At 34.3% G+C, this 13,076-nt stretch carries 10 protein-coding genes and 1 tRNA gene; all 11 read left to right on the top strand.

Annotated features, from left to right (window positions below):
* Positions 1-1,332 (top strand): UDP-N-acetylmuramoyl-L-alanine--D-glutamate ligase, encoded by a 1,332-nt coding sequence (gene murD / locus H0I26_RS05775; protein WP_218701408.1) that lies wholly within the window; start codon positions 1-3, stop codon positions 1,330-1,332.
* A gap of 131 nt (positions 1,333-1,463) precedes the next feature.
* Entirely contained in the window at positions 1,464-2,669 is a 1,206-nt protein-coding gene (locus H0I26_RS05780; protein ID WP_218701409.1) for an FtsW/RodA/SpoVE family cell cycle protein, read from the top strand.
* A gap of 9 nt (positions 2,670-2,678) precedes the next feature.
* Positions 2,679-3,785, top strand: a complete 1,107-nt coding sequence (gene murG / locus H0I26_RS05785) for an undecaprenyldiphospho-muramoylpentapeptide beta-N-acetylglucosaminyltransferase (RefSeq protein ID WP_218701410.1) — start codon at positions 2,679-2,681, stop codon at positions 3,783-3,785.
* On the top strand, positions 3,785-5,137 hold the full coding sequence (gene murC, locus H0I26_RS05790; RefSeq protein ID WP_218701411.1) for a UDP-N-acetylmuramate--L-alanine ligase: 1,353 nt from the start codon (positions 3,785-3,787) through the stop codon (positions 5,135-5,137). Before murG ends, murC begins: the two co-directional genes overlap by 1 nt.
* A complete protein-coding gene (locus H0I26_RS05795) occupies positions 5,127-5,846 on the top strand; it encodes a cell division protein FtsQ/DivIB (RefSeq protein WP_218701412.1) in 720 nt (239 codons plus the stop codon). Before murC ends, H0I26_RS05795 begins: the two co-directional genes overlap by 11 nt.
* Positions 5,847-5,849: 3 nt before the next feature.
* Complete coding sequence (gene ftsA, locus H0I26_RS05800; RefSeq protein WP_218701413.1) at positions 5,850-7,175, top strand: cell division protein FtsA; 1,326 nt, start codon at positions 5,850-5,852, stop codon at positions 7,173-7,175.
* Between the two features lie 69 nt (positions 7,176-7,244).
* Positions 7,245-9,212: a cell division protein FtsZ gene (gene ftsZ, locus H0I26_RS05805; protein ID WP_218701414.1), complete on the top strand. Its 1,968-nt coding sequence runs from the start codon at positions 7,245-7,247 to the stop codon at positions 9,210-9,212.
* Positions 9,213-9,398: 186 nt separating this feature from the next.
* On the top strand, positions 9,399-9,848 hold the full coding sequence (locus tag H0I26_RS05810) for a GatB/YqeY domain-containing protein (protein ID WP_218701415.1): 450 nt from the start codon (positions 9,399-9,401) through the stop codon (positions 9,846-9,848).
* Positions 9,849-9,855: 7 nt separating this feature from the next.
* Positions 9,856-9,929, top strand: a tRNA-Arg gene (locus H0I26_RS05815).
* A 108-nt stretch (positions 9,930-10,037) separates the two neighbouring features.
* Positions 10,038-11,534, top strand: a complete 1,497-nt coding sequence (locus H0I26_RS05820) for a hypothetical protein (protein ID WP_218701416.1) — start codon at positions 10,038-10,040, stop codon at positions 11,532-11,534.
* Positions 11,535-11,546: 12 nt separating this feature from the next.
* On the top strand, positions 11,547-12,815 hold the full coding sequence (locus H0I26_RS05825; protein WP_218701417.1) for a hypothetical protein: 1,269 nt from the start codon (positions 11,547-11,549) through the stop codon (positions 12,813-12,815).
* Positions 12,816-13,076 lie beyond the last annotated feature (261 nt).

Raw genomic sequence — 13,076 nt, forward strand, 5'->3', positions numbered from 1 at the left:
ATGAAACGATTAGTAGTGCTTGGAGCTGGAGAAAGTGGTGTAGGAACTGCGCTTTTGGGTAAAGCGAAGGGTTATGAGGTGTTTGTTTCGGATAAAGGAAAAATAAAAGAAAAGTACAAAGCAGTTCTTATACATAATGAGATTGATTGGGAGGAAGAACAGCATACTGAAGCCAAAGTATTAAATGCTGATGTTGTGATGAAAAGTCCTGGAATTCCTGATAAAGTTGCTATAATACAAGCGCTTTTAAATAAGGAGATATCAGTGATTTCTGAAATAGAATTTGGAAGCCAATTGACTAAGGCAACTATTGTGGCTATTACTGGAAGTAATGGTAAAACAACAACTGCTATGTTGACGCATCATTTGTTAAAGCAGGAATTGGAAGTAGGGCTTGCGGGTAATATTGGAGATAGCTTTGCAAAACAGGTTTTAGAACATGATTTTGATAATTATGTTTTAGAAATAAGTAGTTTTCAGTTGGATGGTTGTTTCAGCTTTAAACCAAAAATCGCAGTAATAACCAACATTGTACCCGATCATTTAGATCGTTACGATTACAAATTTGAAAATTACATTGCTTCAAAATTTAGGATTACAAAAAATCAAACAAAAGAAGATTATTTGATTTATGATGCAGATGATGAGGTGATTTTAGAATACATAAAAAACAATACTATTCAAGCTACATTAGTACCGTTTTCATTGACAAAAACAATCGAGAATGGTGCATATTTGGATAACGATAATATAATAATAACAATTGATAATAATCAGATAATTATGCCAACAGAAAATATCGCTCTAAAAGGAAAACACAATGTAAAAAATGCGATGGCTGCTTCGACAGTGTCACATTTATTAAATATAAGAAAACAAACGATCCGTGAGAGTTTGGAAAATTTTCAAGGGGTTGAGCATCGTTTAGAAAACGTACTTAAAATTAACAAAGTACAGTATATAAACGACTCTAAGGCAACTAATGTTAATGCGACTTATTTTGCATTGGATAGCGTATCGTCACCAACAGTTTGGATTGTTGGAGGTGTTGATAAAGGGAATAGTTATAACGAATTGTTTTCTTTTGTTAACGAAAAAGTAAAGGCAATTATCTGTTTAGGTGTTGATAACGAAAAGCTGTTGGCAAGCTTTGGTGAGATGGTTGATGTTGTTGTAGAAACGCAGTCTATGAGTGAGGCTGTAAAAATAGCATATAAATTAACTGAAGCTGGTGATACTGTTTTGTTGTCTCCTGCTTGTGCTAGTTTCGATCTATTTGAAAATTATGAGGATAGAGGGCGTCAATTTAAAGAAGCAGTAAGGAATTTGTAAATAAAATAGTGTTTTAAATGGGTTTTATAATATGGAATCTGTTGATTTTTAGAGTACTATAGTTTAAGGCGAGAAAACGGTCAAATGGTGACGCCTAAAAAGAGTATATGGACGTATAATTATAAATAGAAGTGCAACAAGTATTTAACAACATAAAAGGAGATCGATTGATTTGGGCAATAGCAGCTTTATTGGCTATTTTCTCATTTCTTCCTGTATATAGTGCTGCTAGTAATTTAGTTAATATTAGTGGTGGTGGGAGTACGTTCTCATATTTTGTAAAACACTTTATGCACTTGTTTTTAGGGTTTTCTATAATGTATGGTGTGCATAAAATACCATATAGATACTTTAGAGGGTTGTCCATGGTTATGATGCCTGTTGTGTTTATGTTATTGGTTTTAACTTTTTTGCAGGGGACAACTATTGATGGGGCTAATGCCAGTCGTTGGATACGTATACCATTTGTTAATATGTCTTTTCAAACCTCTACGTTGGCAGCGGTGGTTTTGATGGTTTATATTGCACGGTATTTATCTAAGATAAAAGATAAAACGATTACGTTTAAAGAGTCTGTATTGCCGCTTTGGACGCCTGTATTTGTTATGTTAGCATTAATTTTGCCTTCAAATTTTTCAACAACAGCGATCATTTTTGTAATGGCTTGTGCGTTATTGTTTTTAGGAGGTTATCCATTACGGTATTTAATAGCAATGGGGTTTGCAGGACTCCTTGGATTAACGATGTTTGTTTTAGTCGCGAAAGCTTTTCCAGAAGCGATGCCAAATCGTGTCGATACGTGGATAAGCAGGGTAGAAAGTTTTTTGAATGGAGAGGACTCAAAAGAGGATTATCAAATAGAGCGCGCTAAAATAGCAATCGCTTCGGGAGGTATCGTTGGTGTGGGCTCTGGAAAAAGTGTTCAGAAAAACTTCTTGCCTCAATCGTCTTCAGATTTTATTTATGCAATTATTGTAGAAGAATATGGTTTGTTTGGAGGTTTTGCATTGATGATCTTATATATGTGGTTATTGTTTAGGATAATAATAGTATCACAAAAAGCAGACACCTTTTTTGGTAAGTTGCTTGTGTTAGGTGTTGGTTTGCCTATTATTTTTCAGGCCATGATTAATATGGCGGTGGCTGTAGAGCTGTTTCCTGTTACGGGGCAGACGTTGCCTTTAATTAGTAGTGGTGGAACCAGTATTTGGATGACTTGTATGGCTATTGGAATAGTGTTAAGTGTTAGTGCAAAAAGAGAGGAAATTATTAAAAAAGAAAAAGCATCTGACGTGGACAGTCCGTTAGACGTTTTGTCGGAAGCATTAGAAGATTAAAATATAAAAGTGAATAGTAAAAATAAAACATATAAAATTATTTTATCTGGTGGTGGTACAGGTGGACATATCTATCCTGCAATAGCTATTGCTAACGAGTTAAAGTTGCGTTTTCCAGAGGCTGAGTTTTTGTTTGTAGGTGCAGAAGATAGAATGGAGATGGAAAAAGTGCCTCAAGCTGGTTATGCTATAAAGGGCTTGTGGATTACAGGTATTGAGCGTAAGTTGACTCTTAAAAATTTGATGTTTCCATTTAAATTGATTAGTAGTTTATGGAATGCTAGAAAAATTATAAAACAGTTTAAGCCAGATGTTGCTATTGGAACAGGTGGGTTTGCAAGCGGTCCTTTATTACAAATGGCGTCTTTAAAAGGGGTGCCAAGTATAATACAAGAACAGAATTCGTATCCAGGAATTACAAATAAGTTATTAGCTAAAAGGGTTAAAAAAGTGTGTGTTGCTTATGATGGTTTAGAGCGTTTTTTTCCTTCAGATAAAATTATAAAAACAGGGAATCCTGTGCGTCAAGATTTGTTAGATATTTCTTCTAAAAGAGAGGAAGCTATTAAACATTTTGGTTTGGTTGAAGGTAAACAGACTTTACTTGTTTTAGGAGGAAGTTTAGGCGCTAAGGCAATTAACGAATTGATGGTTGATGAGCTGGATTTTTTACAAACATTAAATGTCCAAGTGATATGGCAATGTGGTAAATTATATTATCAGACCTATAAGTTGTATGGTAATACGAAGCATGTTCAAATCCATGAATTTATAAATAAAATGGATTATGCATATGCAGCTGCAGATTTTATTATCTCTCGTGCAGGAGCAAGTTCTGTAAGTGAGTTGTGTATTGTTGGTAAGCCTGTGGTGTTTGTGCCTTCTCCGTATGTGGCAGAAGATCATCAAACTAAAAATGCAAATGCAATAGTAGATGAAAATGCTGCTTTACTAATTGCGCAAGACGATTTAAAAGTAGATTTTAAAAATAAATTTGGGCAATTAGTGGCTTCAAAAGAAAAACAGGAACAGTTAAGTAAAAATATAAAACAATTAGCATTGGTAAATGCAACCAAAGACATTGCGGACGAGGTTGAAAAATTGCTAAAAAAATAATGAATTTAAATACGATACATAACATTTATTTTATAGGCATCGGAGGTATCGGTATGTCGGCAATTGCTCGCTACTTTAAAGCTAGTGGTAAGCACGTGTCTGGTTATGATAAGACGCAAACGGATATTACTATTAGTTTAGAAGGGTTGGGTATAACGGTGCATTTTGAGGATGTAATAGCTAATATTGAAGAGCGCTATTTAAACTCTGAAAGCACAGTCGTGGTTTATACGCCTGCAGTGCCTAAAAGTCATACGGAGTTACTTTATTTTAGAAACAATGGTTTTAAGGTGTTAAAACGTTCTGAAATTTTAGGGTTGATAACAGAAAATACGTTTTGTTTAGCAGTAGCTGGAACACATGGTAAAACGACGACGACAAGTATTTTGGGGCATTTGTTAAATGAATGTGATGTTGAGTTAACTGCTTTTTTAGGCGGTATTAGCGAGAATTATAATTCTAATTTAATACTCAATGGAGATCAGGTGAGTGTGGTAGAGGCTGACGAGTTTGATCGTTCATTCTTGACTTTAAGTCCAGATATGGCTTGTATTACATCTATGGATGCAGATCATTTGGATATTTATGGTGATGCTTCAGAACTAATAAAAACCTTTGAGGATTTTTCGAAAAAATTAAAACCTAACGGGAAACTGTTCGTTAAAAACGGGTTGCCTTTAAAAGGAATTACTTACGGAATAGAAGATAATGCAGATTATTCTGCTCAAAATATAAGGATAGAAAACGGCGTCTACGTTTTTGATGTCAAAACGCCAGAAACAGTCCTGAAAGATTTTAGATTTAACCTGCCAGGAAGACATAATTTATCAAATGCGTTAGTCGCTTTGGCAATGTCTTTAGAATATGGTGTTTCTGCTTCAAAATTAGCAAAAGCATTGGTGTCTTATTTAGGTGTTAAACGTCGCTTTACTTATCAGATTAAGACGGATGATCTAGTGTTTATTGACGATTATGCACATCATCCTGAGGAAATTAATGCAGTGCGTCAAGCAGTAAGAGAAATGTATCCAAACGATAAAGTTGTTGCAGTTTTTCAGCCACATTTATTTTCTAGAACAAAGGATTTTGCTGAGGAGTTTGCAAAAAGTTTATCACAATTTGATGAAGTGATCTTATTGGATATTTACCCAGCAAGAGAATTACCTATAGAAGGAGTGACATCGGAATGGTTATTGAGCTTAATTGAAAATGAAAATAAAAAATTAGTATCAAAAGAGACGTTAATAAATAATATAATACAAAGCGAAGCAAAAATTGTTTTAACAATAGGAGCTGGAGATATTGGGGCAGAAGTTTCTAAAATTAAAAAAGCATTACTTAATGAAGCGTAATTGGAACTATATAAAAATGGGATTACTACTAGGTTTAGTGGTGTTTTTGTATGCGTTTTCTTCAGTAAGAAATGCTAAAAGAATAGTGTCAAAACCACAAGTGCAGTTTTTAGGTAATAAAAACTTATTTATTACGCATGAAGATGTTAGTAAGTTGTTAATACAAAATCAGCATTATGCTACCAACGAGTCTAAAGAAATTTTAGATTTGAATTTGTTAGAAACGACTCTAAATGAAAACCCAATTATCGAGTTTGCAGAGGTTTATGTGAGTGTTTCTGGAGATTTAGTAGCTGAGGTTAAGCAAAAAATGCCTATTGCTAGAGTGGTGTCTAGCGCTTCTTTTTATGTAGATAGCAATGGTGGGTATATGCCACTATCAAAAAATTACACAGAGCGTGTTCCAATCGTGACCGGTTTTGTGGATAAAAAGGATTTGATTAGGATTCATGAAATAGCAACAAAAATTCAAAATGACGAATTTTTGAAAAAACATGTGGTACAAATTCAACAAAACAAGGATAATACTATAGATCTTAAGTTAAGACAGTGTAATTTTGTAGTCAAAATAGGTGATTTAGAACAATTGGATAAAAAAATCAATAATCTAAAGGCTTTCTACCTAAAAGCTACGAAAGATAAAACCTTAAATAATTACAGTAAAGTAAATTTGCAATTTGGGAGTCAAGTTGTGTGTACAAAAGCATAAGTTATGGAACAGAACATTGCAGTAGGACTAGATTTAGGAACCACAAAAATTGTGGCTATGATTGGTCGTAAAAACGATTATGGTAAAGTTGAAATTTTAGGTATTGGTAAATCTAAAAGTTTAGGTATCCATCGTGGTGTTGTTAATAATATAACGCAGACTATACAATCTATACAATTGGCTATTCAAGAAGCAGAAGCTGCAGCATCATTTAAGATTGATGGTGTAACGGTTGGTATTGCTGGGCAACATATTAGAAGTTTACAACATAGCGATTATATAACTAGACCGGATAGTGAAACTGTTATTGATGAGGAGGATATAGATCGTTTGATTAATCAAGTGCATAAATTGGTAATGTTACCTGGAGAAGAAATCATCCACGTGCTGCCTCAAGAATATAAAATTGACGGTCAAGCCGAAATAAAAGAACCAATAGGGATGTATGGTGGACGTTTGGAAGCTAATTTTCATGTCGTTGTTGGACAAGTATCGTCTATTAGAAACATTGGACGTTGTGTACAAAGTGCAGGATTAAGTTTAGATGGTATTACACTAGAGCCATTGGCATCAGCAAACGCAGTGTTGAGTCAAGAAGAAAAAGAAGCTGGAGTTGCTTTGATTGATATAGGAGGAGGAACAACGGATTTAGCCATTTTTAGAGATGGTATTATCCGTCATACCGCGGTTATTCCTTTTGGAGGAAACGTAATAACGGAAGACATCAAAGAAGGGTGTTCGATAATAGAGAAACAAGCCGAATTACTTAAAATTAAGTTTGGAAGCGCATGGCCGGGAGAAAATAAAGACAACGAGATTGTTTCTATTCCAGGTTTAAGAGGTCGTGATCCAAAGGAGATTACCTTAAAAAACTTGTCTAAAATAATACATGCAAGAGTTGTAGAGATTATCGAGCAAGTATATGTAGAGATAAAAAACTACGGACATGAAGAACAAAAAAAGAAACTAATAGCCGGAATCGTTTTAACTGGTGGCGGAAGCCAATTAAAACACCTTAAGCAATTAGTAGAATATATTACAGGGATGGATACTAGAATAGGGTATCCAAACGAGCATTTAGCAGGAGATAGTGACGACGCTATAACAAGTCCATTATTTGCCACAGCAGTTGGTTTAGTGATGGATGGTTTAAAACGTCAAGATCGTAAAAAAGCGGAAGCTATAATTGAAGAAGAGATTCAGGCACTTGAAGAAGCAGTCGAAGAAACTCCGGAAGTAGAACAAATAGAACCACCTAAAAAACAACGTAAGTCGTTTTTAGATACGTTAACAGAAAGAGTAAAAGACTTTTTGGATAACGCAGAATAATAAAAGCAAAAAGTAAGCGATGTATGTATCGTGTAAAATATTAATAATTGATCCAGTAAAATAGAATTTATGAGCAGCAACAACGAATTCGAAAATATATCTTTTGATCTTCCTAAAAATCAATCTAATGTCATTAAAGTCATTGGTGTCGGTGGAGGAGGAAGTAACGCAATCAACCACATGTTCCTTCAGGGAATTAAAGGAGTAGATTTTGTTATTTGTAATACAGATGCACAAGCACTACAAAATAGTGGTGTGCCAAATAAAATCCAGTTAGGGCTTAACTTAACAGAAGGACTTGGTGCAGGAGCTAATCCAGATGTTGGAGAGCAATCTGCAGTGGAGAGTTTTGATGACTTGCAACGCATGTTGGATACCAATACCAAAATGATTTTTATCACAGCAGGTATGGGTGGTGGAACAGGTACAGGAGCAGCACCAATTATTGCTAAAATGGCTAAGGATTTAGACATTTTAACAGTAGGTATTGTAACCATGCCTTTTCAGTTTGAAGGAAAAATGCGTAACGAACAAGCTCAGGAAGGGATTGAGAGATTGCGTAAAGAAGTAGATTCTTTAGTTGTAATCAATAACAACAAACTTCGTGAAGTATATGGTAACCTTGGTTTTAAAGCAGGGTTCTCTAAAGCGGATGAAGTGTTATCTACTGCAGCACGTGGTATTGCAGAAGTTATAACGCATCACTACACGCAAAACATTGATTTACGTGATGCTAAAACAGTATTAAGTAATAGCGGAACAGCTATCATGGGATCTGCGTCAGCGTCTGGTCAAAACCGTGCACATGAAGCGATCTCTAAAGCATTAGATTCACCTCTATTAAATGATAATAAAATTACTGGTGCCAAAAACGTATTGTTGCTAATCGTTTCTGGAGCTCAAGAAATTACTATTGATGAAATAGGAGAAATCAATGATCATATTCAGAATGAAGCTGGTCATGGTGCCAATATTATTATGGGAGTTGGTGAAGATGATACACTTGAAGAATCAATTGCTGTAACAATTATAGCAACGGGTTTTGATGTTGAGCAACAAAACGAAATTTCAAATACCGAAACAAAAAAAGTGATCCATGCTTTGGAAGATGACCATAATGTGGAGCAAGATTTAAATAAAGAAAAAGAGGAAACACCTGCGGTTATTTTACCAACGATAGAGTTAGAGGTTAAAAAAGAAGCGCCTAAAGCAGTGGTCCATACTTTAGATTTAGAAGAAGATACGGATGATCAGTTGTCTGCTTTTGAAATGGCACAGGTTAATAAGCAAAGAACTGTAAATTATCAAGATTTGGATTTAATTCCGACTAGTGAGTTTATCAAAAATATAGATGTTAACTATTCTGAAGTTGATGTTATTGTAGACGAAACAGAAGAGTTTACTATTACAGATACTAGTGTTAATAATATTGAAGTTGCTAAAGTAGAAGAAGAAAAAAAGCAACAAATAACATTAAGTTTTGATTTACCATTATCAGAGCCTGTAATCGAAGCTGCCGAAGCTGAAGAGCGTCCTGTTGTTATGAATCTGTCAGATGATGTTAACAATATAACAGTTAATGATTTTGTTGAGATTGTTCCGGTAACAGAAAACACAGAAAAAGGAGAAGTTAGATATGCGCTTGATGATTATGAAGAGGTAGATTCGGTAATTAATAAAGTAGCAGAACCTAAAGTTGATAAAGAAGTCGTTTTTGAAAGAAAAGTGGTTGAAAATGATGAGGTGAACGTCGATGCGGATGCTGATGTAGATCCAATGAATACACCAATTTCAGAATTACTTAAAAGTAGAGCTGACGAGCGAAGAAAAAAAATGAAGAATTTTAATCATAAATTCAATAGCTCAAAAATTGAAGATATAGAAAAGATTCCAGCCTATAAGCGTCAAGGTTTAGAGTTGGACGATAGACAACATTCTTCAGACAATAGCATTTCTAGAACCTCATTAGGTGTTGATGATAATGATGATATACAATTAAGAAGTAATAATTCTTTTTTACATGATAATGTAGATTAGTACATCTCTAAAATTAATAAAACTCCAAATTAGTTTGGAGTTTTATTTAAAGGATAATCCATTTTAACCCGATAAGCCCCTCAAGCTTCTCGGGTTTTTATTTGGAATATTTTAAGAGGTAACAAGGCCTCAAAACAGGCTAAAACTAAATACTATTTATTATCTTCGTACCTCAAAATATAAGACATGAGTTTATCTACAGACCTAATGACTGCCTTAAAGGAGGCAATGAAAAGTAAAAATACAGTGGCACTAACAGCTTTAAGAGCGGTTAAATCGGAAATACTATTAGCGCAGACAGAAAGTGGTGCAAAATTAGAATTAACAGAAGAGCAGGAGCTTAAAATACTTCAAAAGCAAGTTAAACAACGTAAAGATAGTGCGGCAATATTTTTAGAGCAAAATCGTGAAGATTTAGCAGCTCCAGAATTGGCAGAAGCAGAAGTTATTTCTCAGTTTTTACCGGAAGCTATGAGTGAGGAAGAGGTGACTAAAGTTGTTGAGGCAGTGATTGCTAAAACAGGTGCAGCGGGTATGAAAGATATGGGTAAAGTTATGGGAGTAGTTAGTGGTCAATTAGCAGGTAAGGCTGATGGAAAAACAATATCTAATATTGTAAAAGCAAAATTGTCATAAATAATTTGGCCTCGTAGTTCAACTGGATAGAATATCAGATTTCGGCTCTGAGGGTTGGGGGTTCGAATCCCTTCGAGGTCACTGAAAGGGAATTTTCAATATTATTTTGAAAATTCCCTTTTTTGTTTTCGATTAATTCCATTGATATGCTTGAGATCAGAGTGAAAACAGCAAATTAATAATAACAATATGAAAAAAACACTATTTACTATAACAGTATTATTGATTGCTATAAGTTTAAGTGCTCAAAATGTTTTTAATACAACAGGACATGCTATTTTAGACGGTAATTCCTTGAAAATTGTAACTCCAATTACAGTAGGTGGTTGGGCTAGAGGTGTTAGCCACTATAATCGCAGTGATATTAATACAAGTATTGGAGGCTATGGAATGTTAGGGTCTGGGGAGACTTCAATACACTATTTGTATATGGCACATGGGGCGTCTCCTTGGTCTAGTAAATTAGGTGTTTATATAAAACCTAATGGGTTTACTGGTATTGGGACCCCAAGTCCAAATACAAATTTAGAAGTATTGAGCGGTGATAATGATGGAAGTAATCCTCCAATATTACGATTGACAAGTAATGATATTGATGCAGTAAACAATCAATTACTAGGAGAAATTCAATTTTATAACGGAGATTTAGACGGTAAACATGTGAGTTCTTTTATAAGAAGTTTAGCTGCTGAAACTTATGGTAGAAAAGGGCAGCTTGTTTTTGGTACCTCGGGAACCTATATTACAGATGCTGTTGAAAGGATGCGTATAAACGAAAATGGATATATCGGTATTGGAACAACTACTCCTACTCAGAAATTAGAAGTAGCTAATGGAAGTTTATTAATAAAGAGTGGGAATATATACATTACAGGAGTAGCTAATGATGCTGGCGATTTAATCTTTCAAAAGGGGACATCTGATCAACTGGGTAGAATTTGGACTCAAACCTCTGGGGATAGTGGGTTATATTTAAGTTCAGGAGACAATGCTCCGGATTTAACAATTGATAATACTGGAAATGTAGGAGTAGGAACAACTATACCAACTCAGAAATTAGAAGTAGCTAATGGAAGTTTATTAGTAAAGAATGGGGATATATACATTAAAGGAGTAGCTAATGATGCTGGTGATTTAATTTTTCAAAAAGGTACATCTGGCCAACTGGGTAGAATTTGGACTCAAACCTCTGGAGATAGTGGCTTATATTTAAGTTCAGGAAACGATGTTCCAGATTTAACAATTGATAATACTGGAAATGTAGGAGTAGGAACAACAAATACACAAGGCTTTAAGCTAGGTGTAAATGGTAAAATAGTTGCAACAGAAGTAAAAGTAGCAGGATATTCGAATTGGCCAGATTTTGTTTTCTACAACGATTATAAATTACCAACACTCGAAGAAGTAGAAAATCATATCAATGAAAAAGGGCGTTTAAAAGATATTCCTAGTGCAAAAGAGGTTGAGGAAAATGGTGTTTTCTTAGGTGAAATAAATTCTAAGTTATTGCAAAAAATTGAAGAATTAACACTTTATACAATTCAACAAGAAAAGAAATTAAAAATTTATAAAAAAGATTTCTTAGAATCTAAACTAGACGTTCAGAATTCTAAAAAAACAATTAAAAATTTAGAAATACGTCTCTCAAAACTTGAATATTTAATTAATGCTTCAATAAATAACTAATATAAAATTCAAATGAAAAAAATAATTTTTATCGCGCTAACGATAATGTGTTCTATTGATTCATATGCTCAGGTGTTTACAACGAACCAAACACCTATAGGAATGGAGCATAATGTCTTATTTCATGCTAATAGATCAGAGAGTTCTTTGACTGTAACTCAAACAGGTGCTGCCCAATTAGACGTGGATGCTTTGTTTGATGGCCGTTTATCGCCTTCTTATACTGTGATGCCACCTACTCTGGCAGATCCAATAGTTGTTTTAATAGAGGGCTTGCCTAATGTCCATAGTCAAGCAGGAGCATGGATAGGATGGTCTACCAGGTATTGGGAAGCACGACGTTTTAAAATAGAAGGTTATAATTCTTATTCATCTGCTAATACATGGAATGTAATTGCGGACCATTCCTCACAAGATTATGCAGAAAGAAAATTTATAAAAAAAGTGCCGGCAGGTTCATACACTAAATTACGTTTTACTTTTTATGATGGAGCAGGAACAAATGGAAGACTGGGTGTTTCAGAATTATTTTATATCCATCCAGAAGCAGTAACACCTTATCAAGGTTTGATAGCAGGAGCTTCTTCAAGTCTATGGGAGTCTAATAGTTCTGGAATAAATAATATTAGTGGAAATATAGGTGTTGGGACAACGACTCCTACTCAAAAATTAGAAGTAGCTAATGGAAGTTTATTAGTAAAGAGCGGAAATATATACATTACAGGAGTAGCTAATGATGCTGGCGATTTAATCTTTCAAAAAGGGACATCTGATCAACTGGGTAGAATTTGGACGCAAACCTCTGGGGATAGTGGGTTATATTTAAGTTCAGGAGACAATGCTCCGGATTTAACAATTGATGATACTGGAAATGTAGGAGTAGGAACAACAAATACACAAGGCTTTAAACTAGGTGTAAACGGTAAAATAGTTGCAACAGAAGTAAAAGTAGCAGGATATCCGAATTGGCCGGATTTTGTTTTCTACAACGATTATAAATTACCAACACTCGAAGAAGTAGAAAATCATATCAATGAAAAAGGGCGTTTAAAAGACATTCCTAGTGCAAAAGAGGTTGAAGAAAATGGCGTTTTTTTAGGTGAAATAAATTCTAAATTATTACAAAAAATTGAAGAATTAACACTTTATGTAATTCAACAAGAAAAAGAATTAAAGCAAGCTAAAAAGAAAGCTAAATTAGCTAACGAAGCATTAAATCAACTAGGGAAAAGGTTTTCTAAATTAGAAGCTCAAGTAGAAAAATTAAATAAAAATCAGTAAATTTTTTGTTGCGATTATGAATTGAATCTAGTGCACCAATTGCACAATCCCTTAGCACCTTTATTTATTAATAATAACCTATGTTTTAACTCAGCACAGCTGTTTTAGTGCTTAGTCTCCATCTTGCTCCAAAATATAGAATCAGGTTGAAGATATCTTGTTGGATATTTTTCTTCTTTCCATTTTATAGAGATATATTCTCTCATTTGATTATGTGCATCAACTATCTGAATAGTAAGGTTATTTGGCCACATAGGATGG

The organism is Olleya sp. HaHaR_3_96 (genome assembly GCF_019278545.1).
GTDB lineage: Bacteria > Bacteroidota > Bacteroidia > Flavobacteriales > Flavobacteriaceae > Olleya.

Excerpts from the sequence above, each read along its gene's own strand:
- murD (WP_218701408.1), top strand. The coding sequence starts at position 1 with ATGAAACGATTAGTAGTGCTTGGAGCTGGAGAAAGTGGTGTAGGAACT.
- murC (WP_218701411.1), top strand. The coding sequence starts at position 3,785 with ATGAATTTAAATACGATACATAACATTTATTTTATAGGCATCGGAGGT.
- H0I26_RS05795 (WP_218701412.1), top strand. The coding sequence starts at position 5,127 with ATGAAGCGTAATTGGAACTATATAAAAATGGGATTACTACTAGGTTTA.
- ftsA (WP_218701413.1), top strand. The coding sequence starts at position 5,850 with ATGGAACAGAACATTGCAGTAGGACTAGATTTAGGAACCACAAAAATT.
- ftsZ (WP_218701414.1), top strand. The coding sequence starts at position 7,245 with ATGAGCAGCAACAACGAATTCGAAAATATATCTTTTGATCTTCCTAAA.
- H0I26_RS05810 (WP_218701415.1), top strand. The coding sequence starts at position 9,399 with ATGAGTTTATCTACAGACCTAATGACTGCCTTAAAGGAGGCAATGAAA.
- H0I26_RS05820 (WP_218701416.1), top strand. The coding sequence starts at position 10,038 with ATGAAAAAAACACTATTTACTATAACAGTATTATTGATTGCTATAAGT.
- H0I26_RS05825 (WP_218701417.1), top strand. The coding sequence starts at position 11,547 with ATGAAAAAAATAATTTTTATCGCGCTAACGATAATGTGTTCTATTGAT.